General features: G+C 52.0%; 1 protein-coding gene. It reads right to left on the minus strand.

Annotation, left to right across the window (positions count from 1 at the left end):
- Positions 1–105 precede the first annotated feature (105 nt).
- A complete protein-coding gene (locus tag ACREAY_RS11930; RefSeq protein WP_431755987.1) occupies positions 106–711 on the minus strand; it encodes a MarC family protein in 606 nt (201 codons plus the stop codon).
- Between the last annotated feature and the right edge of the window lie 615 nt (positions 712–1,326).

The following is a 1,326-nucleotide window of genomic DNA, read 5'->3' on the forward strand; positions in this document are numbered from 1 at the left end:
AGATATTTGCAGCAGGTTCAATTCTACGCCCGGCCTTCTGACCAGTCTTATGTCGAGTGCAGCGGGCGCCATATGCTGCCGATAGCACATTAACATGGTCATGATCTAGAATATCCCTTGCACGCCCTGCACGACGAACTGCACCGCGATGGCGGCCACAAACACCGCAAACACCCTTGTCACTATCAGCGACCCCCGCCGGCCAAGCACCCTGTATATGCCGTCCGAGTACCTGAGGGCGAGGTAGGTGGCGCCGGTGGTTATGAGGATGGAAACCGCAGTCGCCACCAGGCCAGAGGTCTCTAGCGAGATGATGACTGCCGTGATTGCGCCCGGGCCGGCAAGCAGGGGAAAGGTGAGAGGGACGATGCCGGCGTCATCTATGGCGGACGCGTCGCCAAACCTCCAGCCTCCATGCGTCAAGAGCTCTACGGCCACTATGAAGAGGAGCACGCCGCCTGCTATCATAAAGCTGGCGATGGTTATCCCAAAGACTGCAAAGATCTGGTTGCCTGCCAGGGCAAATGCAAACAGCAGCGACGTGGCCGTGATGATTATTGTCTTTGACACCTCCCTCTTTTGTACCCGCTCCATCTTTTGCGTGAGCGCTATGTAGAGCGGGATAGCGCCGAGCGGGTCGACCACCACAAGGAGCGCCACGGTCGACCTGGCAAGGTCAGCCGGAAAATTGTCAGACAGCAGGTCGACCATGGAAAAAAAGCGCAAAAATCGTATTTAACAAATGCGGAAGAAAAAGAGGGATTTGCGGGCAGAGTTCCCACAATCTCCTTGAGCCGCATTATTCACGACAAGTCAATAAGGAGACATGCCGTACCTCCATTCTGCCCAAAAGCTTTTGGGTGAGTGGGGCTAAAATATTCCACATTCTTTTAGGGATGGAAGCAGCGGCCTTGACTTGCGTTGAACGGAACGCTCCTATTGCATCCGCGTGCCTCTACCGCTGTCAGGGTTTCCACAACCACGATGCCCAAGAGTCCTAGAGCAGCTACTATCGTTATTACGACAATTGCCGTTTGATTCACGTGAGCCGTAACGCAGGCCTCTCTATAAAAAGGGAGTAATTGATCGACAGAACAAGTCCAGCCCCTCCCTCTACATGTAATCTAACGCCATAAGATATTTCTATTACTCAGCTTTGTGTCAGGTATTGAATAACCTTCAAAAAAGCATTTCATTCACGCTAGCTGCCATGCTGTTGACGGGAGCCATTTTCATGGTTTCTTCGTCAGCAGTCGCTTTTGCTGCCAAAGAAGATGGAAAGAAAGGAAAAAGCAATGACTACTCTATGATTAAGGAAAACAAAGG

It is taken from the genome of Nitrososphaera sp. (assembly GCF_050748925.1).
Classification (GTDB): Archaea; Thermoproteota; Nitrososphaeria; order Nitrososphaerales; family Nitrososphaeraceae; genus Nitrososphaera.

Excerpts from the sequence above, each read along its gene's own strand:
- ACREAY_RS11930 (WP_431755987.1), bottom strand. The coding sequence starts at position 711 with ATGGTCGACCTGCTGTCTGACAATTTTCCGGCTGACCTTGCCAGGTCG.